The sequence below is a fragment of the Mesorhizobium sp. G2-6-1 genome (assembly GCF_055809095.1).
This window is the reverse complement of sequence record NZ_CM147896.1, coordinates 1,367,038-1,389,056: the sequence shown is the minus strand read 5'-3', so window position 1 is coordinate 1,389,056 and position 22,019 is coordinate 1,367,038. Positions and strand designations below refer to the sequence as shown.

Annotated in this window: 17 protein-coding genes and 2 pseudogenes; 3 read left to right on the top strand and 16 right to left on the bottom strand. The window is 57.0% G+C overall.

All coding sequences use genetic code 11. The features are described from left to right. Window positions 1–7: 7 nt before the first annotated feature. The 10 genes and pseudogenes from pheS to AC0L7S_RS06550 form a co-directional block, all read right to left on the bottom strand. Window positions 8–1,099, bottom strand: coding sequence for a phenylalanine--tRNA ligase subunit alpha (pheS, locus tag AC0L7S_RS06595; protein WP_473473619.1), 1,092 nt, complete (start codon window positions 1,097–1,099; stop codon window positions 8–10). Further along, window positions 1,096–1,497 (bottom strand): hypothetical protein, encoded by a 402-nt coding sequence (locus AC0L7S_RS06590; RefSeq protein ID WP_473473618.1) that lies wholly within the window; start codon window positions 1,495–1,497, stop codon window positions 1,096–1,098. The genes pheS and AC0L7S_RS06590 overlap by 4 nt, the downstream gene beginning before the upstream one ends. Continuing rightward, window positions 1,494–2,111, bottom strand: a complete 618-nt coding sequence (locus tag AC0L7S_RS06585) for a hypothetical protein (RefSeq protein ID WP_473473617.1) — start codon at window positions 2,109–2,111, stop codon at window positions 1,494–1,496. Before AC0L7S_RS06585 ends, AC0L7S_RS06590 begins: the two co-directional genes overlap by 4 nt. 52 nt (window positions 2,112–2,163) lie before the next feature. Further along, window positions 2,164–2,565 (bottom strand): 50S ribosomal protein L20, encoded by a 402-nt coding sequence (gene rplT / locus AC0L7S_RS06580; RefSeq protein WP_473473616.1) that lies wholly within the window; start codon window positions 2,563–2,565, stop codon window positions 2,164–2,166. Window positions 2,566–2,601: 36 nt separating this feature from the next. Beyond that, on the bottom strand, window positions 2,602–2,805 hold the full coding sequence (rpmI, locus tag AC0L7S_RS06575; protein WP_457940205.1) for a 50S ribosomal protein L35: 204 nt from the start codon (window positions 2,803–2,805) through the stop codon (window positions 2,602–2,604). A 373-nt stretch (window positions 2,806–3,178) separates the two neighbouring features. Next, complete coding sequence (locus tag AC0L7S_RS06570; protein WP_473473615.1) at window positions 3,179–4,009, bottom strand: dipeptide ABC transporter ATP-binding protein; 831 nt, start codon at window positions 4,007–4,009, stop codon at window positions 3,179–3,181. Continuing rightward, a complete protein-coding gene (locus AC0L7S_RS06565) occupies window positions 4,006–4,860 on the bottom strand; it encodes an ABC transporter ATP-binding protein (RefSeq protein ID WP_473473614.1) in 855 nt (284 codons plus the stop codon). The genes AC0L7S_RS06570 and AC0L7S_RS06565 overlap by 4 nt, the downstream gene beginning before the upstream one ends. Before the next feature lie 2 nt (window positions 4,861–4,862). After that, window positions 4,863–5,768, bottom strand: coding sequence for an ABC transporter permease subunit (locus AC0L7S_RS06560; RefSeq protein WP_473473613.1), 906 nt, complete (start codon window positions 5,766–5,768; stop codon window positions 4,863–4,865). 10 nt (window positions 5,769–5,778) lie between these two features. Continuing rightward, window positions 5,779–6,782, bottom strand: a pseudogene (locus AC0L7S_RS06555) (ABC transporter permease subunit). Window positions 6,783–6,883: 101 nt separating this feature from the next. Next, window positions 6,884–8,479 (bottom strand): ABC transporter substrate-binding protein, encoded by a 1,596-nt coding sequence (locus AC0L7S_RS06550; RefSeq protein ID WP_473473612.1) that lies wholly within the window; start codon window positions 8,477–8,479, stop codon window positions 6,884–6,886. A gap of 403 nt (window positions 8,480–8,882) precedes the next feature. Here AC0L7S_RS06550 and AC0L7S_RS06545 point away from each other — a divergent pair, with 403 nt between their 5' ends. Further along, window positions 8,883–10,877 (top strand): long-chain-fatty-acid--CoA ligase, encoded by a 1,995-nt coding sequence (locus AC0L7S_RS06545; protein ID WP_473473611.1) that lies wholly within the window; start codon window positions 8,883–8,885, stop codon window positions 10,875–10,877. 96 nt (window positions 10,878–10,973) lie between these two features. Here the strand turns inward: AC0L7S_RS06545 and AC0L7S_RS06540 are convergent, their stop codons facing one another. The 5 genes and pseudogenes from AC0L7S_RS06540 to AC0L7S_RS06520 all read right to left on the bottom strand — a co-directional run bounded on the left by AC0L7S_RS06540 (window position 10,974) and on the right by AC0L7S_RS06520 (window position 18,123). Beyond that, window positions 10,974–11,585, bottom strand: coding sequence for a class I SAM-dependent methyltransferase (locus tag AC0L7S_RS06540; protein ID WP_473473610.1), 612 nt, complete (start codon window positions 11,583–11,585; stop codon window positions 10,974–10,976). A 137-nt stretch (window positions 11,586–11,722) separates the two neighbouring features. Beyond that, a pseudogene (gene pcaF / locus AC0L7S_RS06535) lies at window positions 11,723–12,924 on the bottom strand (3-oxoadipyl-CoA thiolase). A 208-nt stretch (window positions 12,925–13,132) separates the two neighbouring features. Further along, entirely contained in the window at window positions 13,133–14,089 is a 957-nt protein-coding gene (locus AC0L7S_RS06530; RefSeq protein WP_473473609.1) for an arginase family protein, read from the bottom strand. Between the two features lie 178 nt (window positions 14,090–14,267). Beyond that, window positions 14,268–16,634, bottom strand: a complete 2,367-nt coding sequence (locus tag AC0L7S_RS06525) for a DUF1989 domain-containing protein (protein WP_473473608.1) — start codon at window positions 16,632–16,634, stop codon at window positions 14,268–14,270. Window positions 16,635–16,749: 115 nt separating this feature from the next. Further along, on the bottom strand, window positions 16,750–18,123 hold the full coding sequence (locus AC0L7S_RS06520) for a flavin-containing monooxygenase (RefSeq protein ID WP_473473607.1): 1,374 nt from the start codon (window positions 18,121–18,123) through the stop codon (window positions 16,750–16,752). Between the two features lie 161 nt (window positions 18,124–18,284). Here AC0L7S_RS06520 and AC0L7S_RS06515 point away from each other — a divergent pair, with 161 nt between their 5' ends. Beyond that, a complete protein-coding gene (locus AC0L7S_RS06515; RefSeq protein ID WP_473473606.1) occupies window positions 18,285–19,580 on the top strand; it encodes an ABC transporter substrate-binding protein in 1,296 nt (431 codons plus the stop codon). A 2-nt stretch (window positions 19,581–19,582) separates the two neighbouring features. On the opposite strand, the gene AC0L7S_RS06510 is transcribed toward AC0L7S_RS06515, so the two are convergent. Then, entirely contained in the window at window positions 19,583–20,311 is a 729-nt protein-coding gene (locus tag AC0L7S_RS06510; RefSeq protein WP_473473605.1) for a FadR/GntR family transcriptional regulator, read from the bottom strand. Window positions 20,312–20,715: 404 nt separating this feature from the next. Here AC0L7S_RS06510 and AC0L7S_RS06505 point away from each other — a divergent pair, with 404 nt between their 5' ends. After that, on the top strand, window positions 20,716–22,008 hold the full coding sequence (locus tag AC0L7S_RS06505; RefSeq protein ID WP_473473604.1) for an ABC transporter substrate-binding protein: 1,293 nt from the start codon (window positions 20,716–20,718) through the stop codon (window positions 22,006–22,008). Window positions 22,009–22,019: the final 11 nt, after the last annotated feature.

Below are 22,019 nucleotides of genomic sequence, written 5' to 3'. Positions count from 1 at the left end.
TTTCTCCTCAAGACTGGCCGCTCAACCCACCGAACAGAGTCGGCATATCGAGTGGTCGGAACCCGTAATGTGAAAGCCAGCGCACATCCGCATCGAAGAAGGCACGCAGGTCCGGCATGCCATATTTCAACATGGCGATGCGGTCGATGCCGATACCCCACGCAAAGCCCTGATAGATGTTCGGATCAAGGCCGCCATGGCGCAGCACATTGGGATGCACCATGCCGCAGCCCAGAATTTCCATCCAGTCGGAGCCTTCTCCGAAGCGCACTTCACCAGATCGCGAGCGGTCGCATTGAATGTCGACCTCGAGGCTGGGTTCGGTGAACGGGAAATAGGATGGACGAAAGCGCATCTTGACCGATGCGACCTCGAAAAATGCCTTGCAGAATTCTTCCAGCACCCATTTCATGTTGGCGACATTGGCGGATTTGTCGATCACCAGCCCTTCAAGCTGATGGAACATCGGCGAGTGGGTGGCGTCGCTGTCTTGCCGGTAGGTCTTGCCCGGAATGACGATGCGGATCGGTGGTTGTTGGACTTCCATAGTGCGGATTTGCACTGGCGAGGTGTGGGTACGCAGCACCTTGCGCGCGCCTTCACTGTCCGGCTGGAAGAAAAACGTGTCATGCATTTCGCGAGCCGGATGGCCGTCAGGGAAATTCAGCGCTGTGAAATTGTAATGATCGGTCTCGATGTCCGGGCCTTCGGCAATGGCGAACCCGAGATCACCGAAGATCGCTGCGATCTCGTCAATGACCTGACTGATAGGATGAATGCGGCCACGTTCGGCTGGCGATTGGCGAACCGGCAGCGTGACGTCAATGGTCTCGGCGGCAAGACGCGCTGCAATGGCCACATCCTTCAGCACCGCCTTGCGAACGGCCAAAGCCTCGGTGACCCGAGCCTTGAGTCCGTTGATGGCCGGCCCCTTGACCTGACGCTCCTCGGGGCTCATCGCCCCGAGCGTTTTCAGCATTTCGGAGATCGAACCCTTCTTGCCAAGCGCCGCCACCCGCAGCGCCTCGATTGCGGCCTCGTCCATCGCATTGGCAGCAGCGTCAGTGAGCGACCGCTCGAGCTGATCGATTTCTGTCATGATCGTCCTCTTGGTCTTTCTCGGTCAGCCATGGGAGTGCTGGTGCCTGCCATGGATATATCGGATGCCGCGTCGGTCAGGGCACGTTTCAGGAATGTCGTGGCTTTCATCATGCGTTGCCCATCCTTGCCTACAAGGCTAGTCGGTACAAGGCCGAGGGGCGCGATGATGGAGGCCATGGAACCGACGATTTTTCGCAATGGCGTAAATACATTTGCAGGCGCAACCCGGCAGTAAGCCGAAAACGCCCGCGCTTCGATTTCGCGGCCCTCAGCGCGGCTGGAAATTTGCAGGAACATGAGCCACACATCCCGTGCCTGTGCCATGGCGAGCGGCATGACGGCCTCCGGTTCTTCTTCGAAGTCAATGAAGCCCCAGCGGCCGTCGCTGGAGATCATATCGCGAGGATGCGGCCTGCCGTGGCAAAGTCCGGCAGCGTGAACTTCACCCAGTGTTTTGCGAGATCAACGAGAATCGCATCATGAGTTGACATGTCGCTGACCCTCAATCGGTCAAGTGCCTTTTGGGCGACTTCCCCCATGTCCGACAAAACCAACACCTGCGCGTTGCGAAACACGATCTCGGCTATCGGAAAGCCGGCGGCGCGGAACGATCCCATCTTGCGCGTTTCACGCTCTATCGCACCCGACACCCCGACCAGCGGGGAGGATCGCAGAAAAACCGGCAGAATTGGCGATATCCACGCATGAAGGGTCTTTGGCAGCGGTCGCGCGTCAACATTGTAGCGCTTGAGCCAGACGGTGCGACCGTCAATGTCGGCGCGGGAAATGCGTGTGTGCGTTTCGGTGGCGACCAACTGCACAAGTGCCGCAAGGCCATCGGCGGAGAGCATCTGGTTATTCTTGTCTGCTTCGTTGCCCATGTGTTCCACACGAAAAACCCGCGCCAGCCCTGCCAGCGCGGGTTTCCCAAATCGATTTGCCGATACTACGGGAAAACGCTGGCTCGAAACATGATCCCGAAAGGTTGCAGCCCTTTCAGGTGAGATCATGCTTCTCACGATTCCTCAAGCTTTTCACGCGCCCATCCGGACGCGCGGAGCTTCAGGCTACAGCGCTTTCAAAAGCGTTCGGCGTTGTATCTTTCAGATATTCGAGCGCGACCTTCGCCTTGGCGACAAGTGCTGCGAATGCCTGCGGCTCATGGATGGCCATGTCCGACAAAACCTTGCGGTCGATTTCAATGCCGGCCTTGTTGAGGCCGTCGATGAAGCGGCCATAGGTCAGGCCGTGCTCATGCGCCGCAGCGTTGATACGCTGAATCCACAGCGCACGGAACGAGCGCTTGCGATTCTTGCGGTCGCGGTAGGCGTATTGCAGCGACTTTTCAACCGCCTGCTTGGCAATACGAATGGTGTTCTTGCGGCGGCCATAGAAGCCTTTGGCGGCTTTCAGGACTTTTTTGTGCTTGGCGTGCGAGGTGACGCCTCTTTTTACGCGTGCCATGTCATGATCTCCTTAAAACGCTGTCCAGACCGAGGCTCAAAGGCCGTTCGGCAGAAAATTCTTGATGATCTTCTTGGCGTCCGGTTCAGCCAGAACCATCGTGCCGCGAGCATCGCGAATGAACTTGTTGGAGCGCTTGATCATGCCGTGGCGCTTGCCGGCCGCAGCCGAAAGGACCTTGCCGGTCGCAGTGATCTTGAACCGCTTCTTGGCAGCGGATTTGGTCTTCATCTTGGGCATTTTGCTTATCCTTTACTGGTGCGCACAATTGCGCTTGTCTGGTGCTTCGGGCCGACCAAAGCCCGAAAAGCAAATCAAACCGCCACGGCATGCCCTGCCGGGCGGTTTTTCTGGAACCGCGGTGCTATACGGCAAAGCCGCGTGGCACGCAACACCCATCATGATTTTGCGCCATGTTCCCTCCAAGCCGGATCTTGTCGCCAATGTTCGAACCGCGAGCCTTGTGGCTGTTTCAAAACGCCAAAAAGCTTTGATCTCGCCAATTCGGTCCACCGTCGAACGCTGTCATTACGACAACCAAGACCAATTTCGCAGACATCTCGGCGGCTTCGTCTCGGCATAAAATTTCGCCCGCAGGCCTGAGATGAATATCTCAGGCCGCATTCTTGCGTGCCAGTCGCGCCTTGATGCTGGCCACATCGGCACGCGGTGTCGCGGCAAATAGTGTCTTGGTATAACTGTGCTGCGGATCGGAAAATACTGCGTTGCGAGACCCGTATTCGACAGCCTCGCCAAAATACATCACCATCACATCGTCGGCAATGTAGCGCACCACCGACAGGTCATGGCTGATGAAAATGTAAGTCAACTGGAATTCGTCCTGCAAGTCGGCCAGGAGGTTGAGAACTTGCGCCTGTACGGAAAGATCGAGTGCGGAAACCGGTTCATCCAGCACAAGCAGTCTGGGGTTAAGCATCAACGCGCGAGCAATGGCGATACGCTGACGCTGCCCACCGGAAAACATGTGCGGATAGCGGTTATAGTGTTCAGGGCCAAGTCCAACCTTTAGCAGCATCGCCATGGCAAGTTCGCGCCGCTCCTCGACCGGCTTCCCAGTATTGATGAGCAAGGGTTCGCCCAATATGTCACCGATCTTCTGGCGCGGATTGAGCGACCCGTAAGGATTTTGAAAGATGATCTGCACTTTGCGGCGCATCTCTTTCGACAGGTTACCCTTGGCAATATCAACCTGCTTTCCGTCTATGAAGAGTTCGCCAGATGTTGGCGCATCGATCATCGTGATGATGCGGGCGAGCGTGGATTTGCCGCAACCGCTTTCACCGACAATCGCCAAAGTCTTGCCCGTTTCAACGGAAAAATTGACGCCCTTGACCGCATGGACGGTTCTTTCTGCGGAAAACATGCCAGCGCGTACGCGGTAGTCGCGGACCAGATTTTTTCCTTCAACAACAGCACTCGTCATGACGCAGCACCGCCAGCGAGCGTTTCATCGGTAAAGTAGTCGGAAATCGTTGGCAGCCTGTCTCCCGTAGCATTGTCGGGCAGCGCCGAAAGAAGAGCCTTGGTGTAGCTGTTCTTCGGGTTTTCAAAGAGCGAGAGCACGTCGGCTTCCTCCATCTTGCGTCCCTGATACTGCACGATGACCCGGTCGGCGGTTTCGGCGACGACACCCATATTGTGAGTGATCATGATCAACCCCATGCCATGCTGGGCCTGAAGCCCGACCAGCAGATCGAGAATCTGTTTCTGGATGGTGACATCAAGCGCTGTCGTCGGTTCATCGGCGATCAGAAGTTTGGGATTGCAGGCGATGGCAATGGCGATCATCACGCGTTGGCATTGCCCGCCGGACATCTGGTGAGGATAGTGTCCAAGGCGTTCCGCAGGTTCGGGAATGCCGACCTGTTCGAACAATTCGATGGCCCGTGCACGGCGCTGCGCGCGCCCCATATTCATGTGGAAACGCAAGACTTCCTCAATCTGGAAACCGACAGTGAAGCATGGATTAAGGCTGGCCATCGGTTCCTGGAAGATCATCGCCATATCCTTGCCGACCAGTTTGCGCCGCTCAGCGATATTCAGCGAAAGCAGGTCGCGGCCATTGAACGCCATCCGATCGGCGGTCACGTTCGCCGTCCACGGCAACAATCCCATGACGGCAAGCATCGACACCGATTTGCCGGAGCCGGATTCACCAACGATTGCCAGCACCTCGCGCTCGTCCACGGCAAGGGAAACACTATCAACCGCACGGAACGGCCCGGTGGCGGTGGCGAATTCAACGACAAGGTTTTCAATCTCGAGAAGAGACATGCTTACGACCTCTTCAGCTTGGGGTCGAGCGCATCGCGCATGCCGTCGCCAACCAGATTGATGGCCAAAACGGTGACCAGAATGGCAATGCCGGGGAAGGTCACCACCCACCATGCGCGCAAGATGAATTCACGCGATTCGGCCAGCATGGTACCCCATTCGGGAGTTGGCGGTTGTGCGCCCATACCGAGGAAGCCAAGGGCGGCTGCATCGAGGATCGCATTGGAGAATGACAATGTCGCCTGAACGATCAGCGGCGCAAGGCAATTGGGCAGGATGGTAATAAACATCAGGCGCAATGGGCGCGCACCGGCCACGCGCGCAGCGACGACATATTCCTTGCCCTTCTCGGCCATCACGGCTGCGCGGGTCAACCGAACGAAATGCGGTTGATAGACGAGCGCAATCGCAATCATTGCGTTTAACAGCCCCGGCCCGAGAACGGCGACGAGAACAAGTGCCAGAAGCAGCGATGGGAAGGCCAGGATAATGTCCATGACCCGCATGATGGTGGTGTCGATCCAACCCCGGAAATAGCCCGCGATAACGCCAATGGTGATGCCAAATAGCAAGGCAACGGTTGTGACAATGACGCCGATGAACAGGGAATAGCGCGCGCCATAGAGCAGGCGCGAGAGCATATCGCGGCCAACTGCATCGGTTCCGAGCAAATAGTTGTAATTGCCGCCGATGTCCCAGAACGGCGGGATCAGTATGGCCTCACGGTTTTGCGCGATAGGCGAATAAGGTGCGATCAATGGCGCAAAGATTGCAACGAACACCAGCAATACGAATACTGCCAAGCCAATAACTGCACCGCGGCTTTCGGAAAAATAAAACCAGAATTCGGTGAGCCGCCCGACGCGGGCAGGTTCCGGTGTTGCGGGAATGGTCGTCGTTTCGGTCATGGCCGTCCCCTCAATGCCGGATGCGCGGATTGATCAGGCCGTAGAGCAAATCGACAGCAAGATTTACCAGCATGATGATGCCGGCAATGATCAGGAGACCGCTCTGGATGACGGGATAGTCACGCCGGAATACGGAATCGACCATCCATTTGCCGATGCCCGGCCACGAGAAAATCGTCTCGGTTAGTATCGCCCCTGCCATCAGCACCCCGACCTGCAATCCGATGGTCGTGATCACCGGGATCATGGCGTTGCGCAACGCATGCACGCCGATAACGCGAAACGGTGAAAGCCCCTTGGCGCGAGCGGTGCGAACATAGTCCTCGCCGAGCACTTCCAGCATTGCCGAACGTGTCTGGCGGGCGATGACGGCCAGCGGAATGGTGCCAAGCACGATGGTCGGCAAGATGAGATGGCTTACCGCCGACTTGAATGCACCCGCCTGACCTGAGAGGAGCGAATCGATCAACATGAAACCGGTAGTGGCCGGGAAAAAATACATGAGTGAAATGCGACCAGACACCGGGGTCCATTGTAAAACGCCGGAGAAAAGGATGATGAGCAGCAGGCCCCACCAAAAAATCGGCATGGAGTAGCCGACAAGTGCTGTTCCCATGATCGTCTGATCGTAAAACGAACCACGTTTGATGGCGGCGAAGATACCGGCAGGAATACCCAGGACGACAGCAAAAATAATTGCACAAAAGAGAGTTCCAGCGTCGCTGGAAAGAGCGCCAGAAACTGCTCGATGATCGGTTGTTTGGTGACGATCGAGTTGCCGAAATCGCCGTGCACAACACCCCAGAGATAATCCAGATATTGAATGACCAGCGGCCGGTCGAGGCCAAGCTGATGAGAGATCAAGGCATGGCGCGCGTCCGACATGACACGTTCGCCCGACATGAGCATGACCGGATCGCCCGGCAACAGGCGGATGAACGAGAATGCGATAATCGAGACCCCGATGAAAGTCGGGATCAGGACGGCGAGCCGCCCCAGGAGATACCGGAACATATGTAACCTTTACGCTCGGTGTTTCGACGCGCAGAGCTTACCTTGAATGCAATGGGGGCGCCCGTTTTGCGAACGCCCCCATGCAACAGGGTCAGGAGCGCTTATTCGGCAATATCAACGCCATCGAAACGATGATAACCGAGCGGATCCTGCACGTAGCCAGTCACCTTGTTCGACATAGGCATGAAGACCAGCGAATGGTCAAGCGTCGCCCAGGGCGCGTCTTTCTTGAACACCACCTGCGCTTCCTTGTAGAGCTTGGTGCGCTCGGCCTGGTCGGAAGTTTCCTTGGCCTTGGTCACGAGGTCGTCGAACTCCTTGTTACACCACTGCGCGCGGTTATTGCCGCCAACAGCATCGCAGCCGAGGAGTGTATCAAGGAAATTGTCCGGGTCGCCATTGTCGCCGGTCCAGCCGAGCATGACAGCGCCGTCACGATCCTTGGCCTTGGAAAGCTTCAGATACTCGGCCCATTCATAGGTAACGATCTCAACCTTGACGCCAACCTTGGCGAAATCGGACTGGATAAGCTCTGCTGCACGCCGCGCATTGAGCATATAAGGCCGTGCAACCGGCATCGCCCAGACCTTCATCGACAAGTCTTTGACGCCAGCGTCTTCCAGCATCTTTTTCGCCGCTTCGGGATCGTAGGTGTCATCCTTGATGCTGTCGTCATAGGACCACATTGTCGGCGGGATCGGATTCTTGGCGATCTTGGCAGCACCCTGGAACACCGAGTCGATGATCGCCTGCTTGTTGATCGCCTTGTTGAGCGCCTTGCGGACTTCCGGCTTGTCAAACGGAGCCTGCGTGGTGTTGTAAGCCAGATAGGCCACGTTCAGGCCTTCTTGTTCGACCACCTTCAAATTCGGGTCAGCCTTGATGCCTTCGACATCAGCCGCATTCGGATACGGCATGATTTGGCATTCACCAGCCTTGAGCTTTTGAAGGCGCACAGCTGCATCGGTGGTAATTGCAAAGACCAGATCGTCGATCTTTTCCTTGCCTGCCCAATAGTCCGGATTGGCTTTGTAGCGGATGACAGCGTCCTGCTGATAGGCAACAAACTGGAATGGACCTGTGCCAAGCGGCATCTGGTTCATCTGGTCCTTCTTGCCGTCGGCGTCGAGCTTGTCGGCGTATTCTTTCGACAGGATCGATGCGAAATCCATCGCCAGATCGGCAACGAACGGCGCTTCGGGGCGGTTGAGTACAAACTTGACGGTCATATCATCGACCTTCTCGATCGACTTGATCAGATCAGGAAAGCCCATGCCGGCCGCATATTCCCAGCTTGCGCCATTGATGTACTGGTTCCACGGATTGTCGCTTTTCAACTGACGCTCGAACGAGAAAATGACATCGTCAGCGTTCATGTCGCGGGTTGGAGTGAAGAAATCGGTCGTCTGGAATTTGACGCCGGGACGAAGCTTGAACGTGTACTCCAGACCGTCGTCCGATACGTTCCAGCTCTCGGCGAGACCCGCCTCCACTTCGGTGCTGCCGTGCTTGAATTCGACCAGACGATTGTAGACCGTGCGCGATGCAGCGTCGAAAGTAGTGCCCGCTGTATAAAGAGCAGGATCAAAACCTTCCGGCGACCCTTCCGAGCAATAGACCAGCGTCTTGGCGCTAACCGCGCCGCTCAGGACGGTCGCGGCAAGCAATGCAGCCGCAAAAGTCAGTTTCTTTTTCATTGATCACTCCCTGATGTTTTTCAAGCCTTCTGTCAGGCTTGCGAAGCGCGCATATAAGCACCGTTTCTCCAGCTTTGGAACTCCTCGTTTGCCTACCCTAAGGGAAGCAGAAAAAATCTCGAAATCGTCGAGACCGAATATTGGAAAGAACAGTCGCACGGATTGGCATTGCGCCTGCCTCGTTTCATGCAACAAATGTGGGCGATCCGAAAAAACCCGTGGCCATGCCGCAAGGGCAAGACTTGCATGGTCGAGAATTGTCGCCATAGATACCATATAGCTGGGAGATCCAGATACTCCGCGACCGGTGCCAAAGGCGGTTCCGGCCAGGTCAAACCCGGTTACGAGGATTTGGCAGGCAAATAGTCGAGGGTTTGAAACCGCGCAGCCATGGGAGGCAGCATTGGCCAAGACAATCAAGACACCGCAAAAGGCGAAGCCCAAAGCGAGCAACGCACCAGAGGCAGTCACAAGCAAAGCCGGTTCAAAAAGCGCGCCGAGCAAGTCGGCCAAAGCTGGCGGCTCAACCGTTGCCACCTCGAAAGCGCGAGCAACGGCTGCCAATCCTGCACCCAAGGGAACAGGCAAGAAACCGGCCGGCTCAAACAAGAAGGCCACAACCAAGACAAGCTCTACAAAGACAAGCCCCGCAAAGACGCCTGCGAGCACAGGCAAGGTTCGGGCATCGAAGCCTGCTTCCAGCCCCGGTGCTGCTCCTGAATCAGCGGCACGGAACAAACCGTGGTTAGCGAGCTATCCGAAAGACATGCCGACGGAAATCGGCGCTCTGCCGTCCAGTTCGATTGGAGAATTGTTGAGTGGTGCGTGCAAGCGGTTCGCAGGCCAGCCTGCTTTTACCTGCATGGACAAGACATTGAACTTCGCCGAAGTCGAGCGCGCTTCATCGGAACTTGCGGCTTACCTGCAATCGAAAGGACTGCAGAAGGGCGCGCGCGTTGCGCTCATGATGCCGAACGTCCTCCAGTACCCCATCGCGATGATGGCGGTGTTGCGCGCCGGGTTTGTCGTGGTCAACGTCAACCCGCTCTATACGCCGCGAGAACTTGCACACCAATTGAAGGACTCGGGGGCCGAAGCTATCATTATCCTCGAGAATTTCGCCGGCACCTTGCAGGCCGTGATTGGCCAGACATCCGTCAAACACGTCATTGTTGCGTCGATGGGTGACATGCTCGGCACCGTCAAGGGCACCATCGTCAACTTCGTGGTGCGGCGCGTCAAAAACATGGTTCCGGCATGGTCATTGCCCGGGCATATCGGGTTCAATGCCGCGTTGAAGGCCGGGGCCGGCCTTGCTTTCAAGCCGGTCAACGTTACGCCCGAAGACGTCGCATTCCTTCAATATACCGGCGGCACGACGGGCGTTTCCAAAGGTGCAACGCTTCTTCATCGCAATGTTTTGGCCAATGTTGCCCAACTCGCGCTGTGGATCGAGGACGCCTATATCGTCAAGCCGAAGCCTGCTCACCTTACATATTTATGCGCGTTGCCACTTTATCATATTTTCGCGCTGACGGTGAATGCGTTGATGGGCATGCAGCAAGGTGCCCACAACATCCTGATTCCCAACCCGCGCGACATTCCAGGCTTTGTGAAAGAACTGCGAAAATACCAGATCAACATCTTTCCGGGGCTCAATACCCTGTTCAATGCGCTCATGAACAATGAAGATTTTCGCAAGCTCGACTTCAGCCCGTTGATCCTCAGCCTTGGTGGAGGAATGGCCGTGCAAAAGAGTGTGGCCGACAGTTGGAAGGGGTTGACCGGAAATCATATAACCGAAGGGTACGGCCTGTCCGAAACCTCGCCTGTTGCGACCGCCAATAAATGCAGCTCGCCAGACTTCACCGGCACGATTGGATTGCCATTGCCATCGACTGAAATCGCCATCCGCGACGATGACGATATCAATCTGGCGCTCGGCGAAGTCGGTGAAATATGTATCAAGGGCCCGCAGGTTATGGACGGTTACTGGAACCGGCCAGGCGAGACTGCCAAAGTGATGACCAGTGACGGCTTCTTCAAGTCGGGCGACATGGGGTTCATGGATGAATCTGGCTTCACCAAGATCGTTGATCGCAAAAAGGATATGATCCTTGTCTCCGGTTTCAACGTCTACCCGAACGAATTGGAAGAAGTGGTGGCACACCATCCCGGCGTTCTTGAAGTCGCCGCGATCGGTGTTGCGGACGCGCATTCGGGAGAGGTTCCTAAACTCTTCGTGGTGAAGAAAGACCCTGACCTCACGGATGAAATGCTTATGGCTTACTGCCGAGAAAACCTGACCGGCTATAAGCGCCCCAAGCACATTGAGTTTCGGGCTGAATTACCCAAAACACCAGTCGGAAAGATTCTGCGGCGCGAATTGCGCGAATAGATGGGGTGACGACAGAACGTGAAGCCACACCGACCGTGCCAGCTTTGCGGCCATGATCGGCGCGAGATCTTATTGATCCACCTTGTCGTGCGTCTCCTACCGATGCGCCTCAAAGGCAAACACACCGCTTTTTTTCAGCATCGCGGCATCTTTAGCGCAACCGAAATCCGTAACCGCATACTTTGCGATCAGGCGAAGCCGCTCGGTAGGTAAGTAAGCCCTGCCGGGGTCTCCAACCAACACGGTGCAATTGGCAGCCAGGCAACGATCGAGAAACCCTGTGACCTGCCGTGCAAGTTCCTGCCCATAGAAGAGGTCACCGACTGCCACAATATCAACCGGTGGCGGATCGGCGAGGGTAATGTCGGCACCTATGGTTGTGATAGTCGTGATATTCTGCGCCGCATTGAGTTCCAGTGCTACCAGGGCATGATGATTAATCTCGGCAGCGGTTACTGAGGCGGCTCCCGCCATCGCAGCCGCTATGGCCACAATACCGGACCCGGCACCGAGATCGAGTACACGACGCCCCCGAACCGCCTGTGGTTGGTCGATAAAGTGGCGGGCAAGTGCCGCGCCACCTGCCCAGACATAGGCCCAGTAAGGCGTTTCGCTGGCATCAGGACCATCGAGACGCCAAAGGTTGCTGGTCGAATGTGCCAGATGGAGACAGATCTCGGGAACAGAAGGCGCAGCTATGGCAGGCATGTTTGCCAGAATGAACGCTTGCACCTCGGCATGGGTAAAGGTGCAGCGCTTTTGCGTGTCGCCAGCAGTCGTGATTTTTTTGGCGATTTCAACTCACCCATTCTATCGTTTGTTGCTGGATAAATCGGGGGCGGTCTCTAAACCCGCTCCAGTACAAGGGCGATACCTTGCCCGACCCCAATGCACATCGTGCATAGGGCGCGTTGGAGCTTTGTCTCTTGCAATTCCAGAGCTGCAGTTAGTGCAAGCCGAATTCGGACATTCCAAGCGGGTGGCCGAGCGCAATCGCGCCACCGTTGGGGTTCACATAGGGTGCATCATCGGCCACGCCGAGGATGCGCAGAACAGCAAGCCCTTGCGCCGCAAACGCTTCGTTGAGTTCGATGATATCGATATCCGTGATCGAGTACCCCAATCGGCTCAACAGTTTCTTTGAAGCAGGTGCTGGTCCTATACCCATTATTCTCGGAGTGACGCCAGTGGTTGCCATACCGACAATGCGCGCGCGGGCTTTCAGGCTGTATTTGGCAACGGCCGCTTCAGAAGCAATGATAAGGGCACCGGCCCCATCATTGACCCCGGACGCATTGCCAGCCGTTACAGAACCATTCTGCCGAAATGGCGTGGGAAGGGCAGCGAGCTTCTCGAGAGATGACAGGCGCGGATGTTCGTCCGTATCGAAGACGATATCTTCACCACGTTTTTGAGGAATGATTATCGGGGAGATTTCTTTGGCCAGCCGACCGTTCTTGATGGCCTTGTCAGCTCGTTCCTGACTACGCAGAGCGAACGCGTCTTGATCTTCGCGGCTGATGTCGAAGTCGTGGGCTACGTTTTCTGCGGTTTCCGGCATTGAGTCCGTGCCATATTGCGATTTGAATGCCTTGTTCACAAATCGCCAGCCAATCGTGGTGTCATAAATTTCAGCGTTGCGCGAAAATCCCGTTTCCGCCTTTGGCAAGACGAATGGGGCGCGGCTCATGCTCTCCACGCCACAGGCAATGATGATATCAGCCTCGCCCGATTTGATCGCCCGAGCCGCCGTGCCAATGGCATCGAGACCTGAGCCGCATAATCTGTTCAGTGTGGTAGCTGGAACAGTGTCAGGCAGGCCAGCAAGGAGGCCGCCAAAGCGCCCGACATTACGATTGTCTTCTCCTGCCTGATTGGCGCAACCGGCAATGATGTCGTCAATAGCCTCCAGATCCAGTTGGAGAGCGGCCGCGACGGCGGCTTTTATCACATGCGCCAACATGTCATCCGGTCTGACGGGAGCCAAAGCACCCCCAAATCGGCCGATTGCCGTTCGCGTGCCTTCGCAAATAAATGCTTCCGTCATATTCGACTGTCCTCTTCAAGGAATAGCTCTTCTATCGTTGAGCTGTGGTCATGAAAAGGCCTCCTGCGTCGTAGCGTCGGTTGTGTATTATTCCGAAGCGCTTTGAGGGACCCAATGATGTCGTCGACGCCGGAAGATTCAGACAGATGAGCGATCAATCCTACTGGCAACGTCAATCCGGTCTCACGGACGGGTTGGGGTGACGGCTTCAGCCTGCACGCGCCAAATGGCCAAGCACATGGCTGACCAACCTGCCAACGACTGTCGCCGACATGTCGTTGATATCGGCGTTCGGCTGGAATTCCACAATCGAGAAACCGGCCAGCTTCCTGCCGCTTATCGCGGCTTGAATCAATCCGGTCATTTCGTCGAAAGTGAAACCGCCGGGAGACAAGGCGTTGACGCTTGGGCAAGTTCCAGGATCCATTGCATCGCAATCAATGTGAATGAGCAGTGTTCCGCCTCGCGGAATCATATCGGCTACCGCAGCCATGCCAAGGCGGCGGGCTTCGCTCACGGTAACCAAATGCGAACCCCAGGCCGTCGCCGCCTCGACTTCAGCGCGACGCGCGCTGCCGACCGCACGAATGCCGACCTGGGTCATGGAAGCGACGGATGCCAGTTCCGACGCGCGTCGCATGGTGCTGGAATAACCGAACCTCTCGCTACCAACGTCCTGGCGCCAATCGATATGTGCATCGATCTGCAAAATGTGAAGCGGTTCGCCGCCGTCGAGACCATGCATGAAGGGGATGGCAACAGAATCATCGCCTCCTATCAGCAGTGGAACGGCACCGGTAGCACGAACGGCGCGCGTTACGGTTTCGATGTTGCGCCGGTTCGTTTCGGCATCGTCATGCGAAGTCGCAACATCGCCAAGATCGAAGGCTTGCAACGCCCCTTCGTTCAACAACGGCCCGTCAAAATCAAAATCCCAATGATCTATGTCGAGCGATGCCGCCGTGATCGCCCGCCTTACAGCGTCCGGTCCTGTCTCGGCACCATCATCAGGGACGAAAGGCGTGTAGGGCGTGCCATGAACAGCCCCAAAGATTGCGGCTGATCCAGCGGTTGGTGCTGCTGCCGCCTGTATTCCGAGGAAAGTCTGGTGTCTGGGAACAAGCAATTCGGTGAGCATTGGGATAGCGGCGTCGGTAGTGGCCATGGGTGCTGTCACGTTGTTTCACGTTACGGATTGCCAGTAAGAGTGAGGATGTCAGATTTTGCCATCAGCGACAAGAACCACCTCTTCCCGTTAGGCAGTCTGGAATTTTGTGTACGAGGCTGGTTGTGGCGATACGCCATCAAGTTCCGGCAACTCTAACAATTGACGAACTCTGGCGTCAGTAATTCCCCTTCACGCGTTCTTTGGTCGGATCGAAATGCGGGAAGGCAACGACGGTCGCCTTCAGGCGTTTCTGATCACCATCGAGGCGACCGATCTCAACACTCTTGCCTATCTCCGCATGGGTTACATCAAGGCGCGCCAGCGCGATAACCTTGCCGAGAATTGGTGATTTTACTGCCGAAGTGACGATACCGATCTGCGGCTTGCCGACATGAACGCAATCGCCCGGCGTTGGCACCACGCCGCCCTCGAGATCGAGCCCGACCAGTTTCTTCTGTGGATGTGCCTTGCGCTGTTCCAGCGCAGCACGGCCGATGAAATCGTCGGTCTTGGATTTCAGTGGCACGGCAAAACCGATCCCGGCCTCCATCGGGTCGGTCTGGTCGTCGAACTCGGAACCGGCGAAGATCAGCCCGGACTCGATCCTCAGCATGTTCAACGCCTCGAGCCCCAGTGGGATCATCCCCTTTGGTTCGCCTGCTGCCCAGACCGCATCGAAAACCGCCTCCGCATCCTTTGGATGGCAAAAGACCTCGTAGCCAAGCTCACCCGAATAGCCGGTGCGGCTGACCACGACTGCGGGGCCGTGAAAATCGCCAAGCCGCCCGATCGTCAACCGGAACCAACCCAGTTCTTCAACCGTTGGCTGCGCCGGCGGTGTCCAGATCATTTGCTTCAGGATCTCGCGCGACAGCGGCCCCTGGACCGCGATGTTGCAATGGTGATCGGTCGAGACACGGACCCAGGCATTCAGTCCCCGCTCCTCGGCCTGCTTCCTGAGCCACAAGCCCGACTGGTCGTTGCCGCCGATCCAGCGGAAATTTGTCTCACCCAGCCGGAAGACCGTGCCGTCGTCGATCATGCCGCCATGATCGTAGCACATCGCGGTGTAGACGATGCCTCCAACCGGCAGCTTCTTTATATCGCGGGTCACGCAAAGCTGCATCAGCGCCTCGGCATCTGGGCCGGTCACTTCGTATTTGCGCAGCGGGCTGAGGTCCATCACCACGGCCTTTTCCCGTGCCGCCCAGTATTCGGCGACCGCCCCGTGATTGGTCATGTTCTGCGGCAGCCAGTAGCCGGCATATTCGACAAAGTTGCGCGTGTGGCGTGCGAAGCAGTCGTGGAACCCGGTTTTCTTCGTTTCTTCCAAGTCAGCCCCCGGTGTTTTGCGCCATCCAATCGAGCGCTTGAAGTCTTCGGTCTTGTCATACACACGCAGCTGGATGTCGGTGGGGTTCCAGCCATTCGCGGGATCGACGTCGCACGGACAGGCGGTCGAGACGCACACAAGATCGGTCAGTGCGCGCAAGAGGACGTAGTCGCCCGGTCGCGACCATGGATCGTCCATGCCGATCGCATGAGTATCGTCCAAAAGCGTGTTGAAGAAGAAATTGATCGCTGGCCAGCCACCGCGCGGACGCATGCCGAACGCTGCCAGTTCCCGGTTGATATTGTCCGAGCAGTTGACATGGCCGGGATAGCCGAGATCTTCGTAATAGCGCGCGGTGCAAGCCAGCCCGAACGTGTCATGGCGCCCCACCGTGTCCTGCACGATCTCCACCAGAGGTTCATGGTCGACGGAGAAGTATTTCGCATGCAGCCCCGGCATCGGATAGAGTGAACCCATCAATGAGCGCGTCGTCGTCGGGTCGATCTCGCGCTCCAGCCCATTGTCGAGCGCGCGCCGCGAGAAAGCCTGAAAATCCGAACATTCCCGCCCCTGCACGTCGAGGATCTGGATATATTGCCCCGCCTTGACTTCATAAGGCTTGGCTTCGCCCGGACGGATATTGGCGTCGAGAAGCGGGTCGGCCAAAGGGTCGGGCGGCAAAAACCCGCCCTTGGCATTTGGCAGCACCGCGCGGCGCACATAGAGCACCACCTCGGTCGGTGCCCATTGCTCGTGTGGTTCCATCGGCCCGCCTGCGGCGCAGACGATCAAAAGCCCATCCTGCGAGGCGGTAAAGGTCGCCATGTCGCCAGCGCGCGAGCCTTCCTCAAAGACCAAAGTGCCGTCGGCGTTACCAAGATCGAAGCCTGATTTTTCGAGCGCCCGAACCACGTTCTTGCCCGAAGGATCGCGCAGCAAGGCCGCCTTCAGTCCGGCCGGGTCGCGCCCGCCTCGAGCCCCGATCATCGCGGCATCCGAACGCCCGTCCGGCGCAAAGAACACCATCTCGACCGGTTGCAGGCCCTCGCGATCCTGAATGGTGATTTCGTCGCCTTTCTGGATCGCGACCGCACGGCTGCCTCCGCCGGGCACCGGGTGGCGCTCAACCCCGGCTGGCAGCACCGGCAGGCCGGGAACTAAAACGCCGGCACGTTCGAACGGCGTCTCGAAGACGGATTGAACATTCACGACAGTGCCTCCAATTTGCTGGTCCCCTCCGACGAGAGCGGGCTATGCACGATGTTGCGAGCCAGACCGGCGAAGGTAGCAAGCGCGGCTGATTGTAGCGGCCGCAGCCCCTGGATCACGCCGATTTGGCAATATCCGCTTCGGGCTCGATCTTAAGATAGGCCTCCAGAGAATCGTCCAGCGCGTCTTTCCACGGCGTATGATGCAGTGGTGCCATTGTACCGGTGATGACCGAGCGGTAACAGTTGTTGCGAAAACCCATAATGTCCTGTTTCTTGTGGTCCTTCCACTTGAAGAATGCGTCGCAGGCGCCGTCGACATCGAAGCTTGGATAATCGGTCTCCGCAATCAGTTCCTTGACGTAATCACCCTGATACTGGATCGCGTCGTGCGCATCTTCACCGGCGTCCTCTTCAGCAACGCGCGTCTCGATATCCTTCATCAATGCCGCTTTGTCGGTCGGAATCTTGATCTTGCCCATGATCGCATCGCGCACCCACCAGGCCTGCGCGTCGAACATGTTGAAGGTGAACCACTGGTCCTGCATCCCGAGATAGAAAAGATCAGGGTTATGCACATAGGCGACACCCTTATAAAGGTCCGCCGTCGCCAGCCGATTGGCAGTGCGCAGACGTAGATCGTCGGGCAGGAACGAGAAATGGTGCTTGTATCCGGTGCAAAGGATGACCGCATCGACCTTGGTGGTCGATCCGTCCTTGAAGGTCGCGATATTGCCCTCGACCTTCTGGAGTAACGGCACCTCTTTCCAGTTGGCTGGCCATTTGAAGCCCATGGGTGCCGTGCGGTAGCTGACCGTTACGGATTTGCAGCCGTATTTCCAGCATTGCGAGCCGATATCCTCGGCTGAATAGCTGGTGCCGATCACCAAGAGGTCCTTGCCGGCGAATTCGCGTGCATCGCGAAAATCGTGCGCATGAAGAACGCGGCCGTTGAATGTCTCAAATCCAGTGAACTGCGGCACGTTCGGCGTCGAGAAATGGCCCGATGCCACGATGACGTGATCGAATTCCTCATCATAGAGGCGGTCCTTGGGAAGATCATGCGCGGTGACTGTAAACTTGCCTGTGGCCTTGTCGTGGCTGACATTGCGGACTGCGGTCGAGAACCGGATTTTGTCGCGCACGCCTGCCTTTTTAACCCGGCCCTCGATATAGTCGAAAAGCACTGCACGCGGCGGGTAGGATGCGATCTGGCGGCCAAAGTGCTCCTCGAAGGAATAGTCGGCGAACTCCAGCCCTTCTTTGGGGCCGTTCGACCAGAGGTAGCGATACATCGACCCGTGCACCGGCTCTCCGTATTCATCAAGGCCAGTACGCCAGGTGTAATTCCACAGCCCACCCCAGTTGGACTGCTTTTCGAAGCAGACTATGTCCGGTATGGCCTCGCCGTTGTGAGCAGCCGACTGAAAAGCCCGCAACTGCGCCAAGCCGGACGGACCGGCACCAATGATCGCCACGCGTTTCTTCATTTCCGCTCCTCCTCATATAGACCAATTCGCATATCTGGTTCTTTTGGTTTGGACCAGTTTGACGAATTGGTTGGCCATCTGTCAATAAAATCTTCTGCCTGACAGTGATATTTTTTACGAATTTGCTCCACAAATGAAAAAAACCAAGTAATCTCGCGCACATGACTTCTGCAAGTTTCGCGCATAGGTTGGCCGTAAAAGGGGCGCTTCCCCGGTTAACCGCCGGATTCGCCGACACAATCAACATTGGTTTCATGGCCCCCTTGACCGGTCCAGTCCAATCATGGGGACTTCCCGGACTGAACGGCTGTCAAATCTGGGCGGACAGCATCAACCGGAAGGGCGGCCTGCATCTGGGTGGGAGCCGACACAATATCAAACTCATTCCCTTTGATTGCGAGTATGACGCAAAGCTGGCTATGGAGGGGGTTCGCAAGCTGGTGCAGGAGCATGACGTCAAGCTGTTGCTTGCACTGGGTGGCGACACATTATCTCCGGTGATGGATTATCTGACCGACCGCAAGGTTTTGACGGCGACCCTTCTCCCAAGTGATCTGTCACCCGATACGCCCTATCTGATCGCGCCGAGCGAATTGCATCCGATCTATAACGTCACCGGCGTCGACTGGCTGGCGCGAAACAGGCCCGGCTTGCGTCGTGCTGCCCTTTGCAGCCAGACCGACGCGCTCGGTCTGCCTTCGCTGGCCACCTATCGGGCGGCATTCGCTGCTGCTGATATCGACGTGGTCAAGGAGATCCGCTACGATCCCCAGACCTCTGATCCGGTCGATATGGTCGGCGCGATGATGGCTGAGAACCCGGATATCCTGTGCTGGTGCACCAGCTACACGCCTATGGTTCATGCCTTGACCGAGGCGGCTTTTGCGGCGGGCTTCAAGGGGCAGCTTCTGTCCTGCACGCTCGATTCCTATCCACGCCTGGTCAAGCGCACGTCGCGCACCTTCATGGACGGCTTCGTCTTCCAGTTCCCCGATTTCGACGACCCCGCACTTGCCGAAAAGGCCTTCTTCTTCAACCGCCCCAAGGACTTCTATGACGAATACCAGCGTCTCTTTCCGGGCAGCTGGAGTGCGGTGTCGTGGGAATATGTCGCGATTCTCGATATTTGGCATTCGGCCGCCGAGCGGGCAGGCAGCGTCACGCCTATCTCGGTCCTCGCCGCGATGAAGCAATCCGGCAAGGTCATGCATGCCTTCGGCCCGGCAAAGTGGTGGGGTGCGGAAATCTTCGGTATCAACAATGCGCTGGTTGGCGACTGGCCCGTCGTGGAAATCCGGGGCGGCAAGGCCCGAATCCTCGAATTCGGGTCGATCCCGGATTGGTTGGAGAAAAACGGTGCACTGCTCAAGGGGCAGATGATCGAGCTTGGCCAGATGTGGGATCAGCGCCAGACCCGCGCCGGCGGCAAAACGGCTCTGGCGCGGCGTAGCCTATAGACTCACACGTCCTGCAACAGCAGCTTTTGTTCCTCGATCAGGTGCAACTTGATGAACTCCACCGCAGCCTCGATGTCGCGCGAGGCGATCGCGTTGAACAGCGTATTGTAGCGTTGCTGATAGTCGCCGATGCGTTTCGGCGTCAGATACCGGCGCAGCAGCGCGGCACGGAAATTTTGGCGACAGGCGTCGATTGCCAGTTCGTAGCACGCCGCCAAGAGCGGGTTGCCGGTGCCTTCGGCGATCTGGCGATAGAGTTCTTCTTCCTGCCGGACAAAGGCGGTCACATCGGTACGCACCGCCTCCATCCGCGACAATGTCTCGCCAAGAGCTTCGATATGGCGTGGTGTCATGTTGATGATTGCCAGCCGGACCATCTCGGGTTCAAGAATGCCGCGCACCACGAGATGATTGAGCGGACTGATATTCGAGGCGAGCGCCGACGGTGCCGTGTTGCTCTGCGGCTCGGATCGATACGTCACGAAACTGCCGCTGCCAGCGCGACGGCGAATCACCCGCCGACTTTCGAGCACGTCGAGCGCCTCGCGCACCGTATTGCGTGCGACACCCAGTTCGGCGGCCAGCGTGCGTTCCGATGGCAATCTCTCGTCGATCACGTAATCTTCCGATTCGATGCGCGAGAAGATCGCGTCGATGACGGACTGCACCGTCGCACCGATTGTGCTGTCAGAGTTGTCCAATGCCTTTGAGGCGGTCAGATGCGTGTTCATGGACGGAATCCCAATTTGGTGCTGCAAAGTTAACCAGATAAGCGAATTCACCACAATATAGCACAGGGCAGGGAACCAGTTCGCGCAACTGGCTCGTTTCGGTATAGATCCGGTTGGATATTGGGTCGAAGTAATCGAATTCAGGAATATCGGGATTTCTCAATTATCTTCAATAGCTTGATGACATGCACCGCTTGGGAGATTGCCGAGTACCAAAAAATTTTACCCGTATGGAACAGAATTTCTTGTTAGGAAAAAGACCATATGCTAGCATTTGGTTGCGTAGTCGATCCAATTTACATGAACTGGTCCAGTAGAAACCGGAAATTGGATTGAAAATCGCATCCGAGAGGACAGGCCCGCCGCGACACTTCCGTGAGCGGGTTCCATAATGGGAGAAGCAGATGATCACGAATTTTCACCGTTCCGGCTTCAGCCGCCGTTTCTTTCTCAAGGCCACCGCGCTCGGGACACTTGCCGCGGGCTTTCCGCGTGTCGCGACCGCAGCCGGCGGCACGATCAAAATCGGGTTCCTCGCGCCATTGACCGGATCTGTCGCGGCCTGGGGCAAGCCTGGTCTCGAAGGCTGTCAAATCTGGGCCGAGCGGACGAATGCCGCAGGAGGTGTCAAGCTTGGAGACGAAAGCTTCAACATAGAGTTCGTTTCCTATGACAATGAATACGACCCGGGCAAGGCACGCACTGGTGCCACCAAACTGATCCGTGAGGATAAGGTCAGCTTCATCATGATGTTGGGCGGCGATACATGGCCCGGCGTACAGCCCGTGGCCGAAAAGACCGGAATGCTGTTTTCAACGCTTCTGCCGTCCGATCTCTCGCCCGACACCACGACCTTGATTGCGCCCGCCGAAGTTCATCCGATCTATAATGTCACTGGTGTCGAATGGCTGGCCGAAAATCGCCCAGACTTGAAGACCGCCGTGATGTGCGCGCAAGACGATGCACTCGGCCTGCCATCTATCGCGACCTACCTTGCCGCATTCGAAGCGGCAGGCATCGAAATGCTGGATGAGCCGCTGCTTTTCGACCCGGCCACTACCGATTTTGCGCCGGTTGTCACGCGTCTTCTGGCCAAGAACCCGCAGATCGTCTGCCTCGACACATGCTATTCGGACTATGTCCACCCCATTGCGGAGCAACTGTTCCAGCAGGCCTTTAAAGGGCAGATCATCTCATGCACTGCGGATTTCTATGATCAGATAATCGCCAGGACATCCAAAGAATTTGTGGAGGGGTTCATCTTCCAGTTCCCGGATTTCGACGATCCGGCCATGAACGCCGACAACGTCAACTTTGAAGATCCGAACGGCTTTTACGCGGAGTACAACAAGCGTCATCCTGGCGAATGGGGAGCGGTCAGCTGGGAATATGCCTCAATCATGGATTTATGGAAGGCAGGGGCCGAAAAGGCGGGCTCGGCGGAACCTGAAGCAGTTCTCGCCGCGATGAAGGACGGCGGCAAGGGCAAGCATGCCTTCGGCGAGGCCGAATGGTGGGGTGAGGAGCTGTTCGGCATTTCCAACGCATTGGTTGGTAACTGGCCTGTCGTTGCAATCGAGAATGGCAAGGCCGTCATCAAGGAATTCCGGTCGATCCCCGCCTGGTATGACAAGCACGGCGAGTTGCTGAGGAAGCATATGACCGATTACGGCCAGATGTGGAATCAGCGCACCTGACCCACGTGCCC